Below are 276 nucleotides of genomic sequence, written 5' to 3'. Positions count from 1 at the left end.
CTGTTATTTTAGATATTTGTAAGGATATGGAGGAGCTTTGTCCGAATGCATGGTTAATTAACTTCGCGAACCCAGCTGGTATGGTAACAGAAGCTGTCCTTCGTTATACAAATATTCAAAGAGTAGTTGGTCTATGTAACGTTCCAATCGGAATCCGTATGGGTCTTGCAAGATTACTTGAAGTAGATGCAAGTCGTGTCCACGTTGATTTTGCAGGTTTAAATCATATGGTATACGGACTAGACGTATATTTAGATGGCGTAAGTGTAATGGATC

Annotated in this window: 1 protein-coding gene; it reads left to right on the top strand. The window is 39.1% G+C overall.

Annotation, left to right across the window (positions count from 1 at the left end):
- The coding region (locus SB658_RS23655) for a family 4 glycosyl hydrolase (RefSeq protein ID WP_486308209.1) at positions 1-276 on the top strand (276 nt) is incomplete at both ends.

This window comes from Bacillus sp. SIMBA_008, from assembly GCF_046535495.1.
Taxonomy (GTDB): domain Bacteria; phylum Bacillota; class Bacilli; order Bacillales; family Bacillaceae; genus Bacillus; species Bacillus subtilis.
This window is presented reverse-complemented; position numbering and strand designations above follow the sequence as displayed.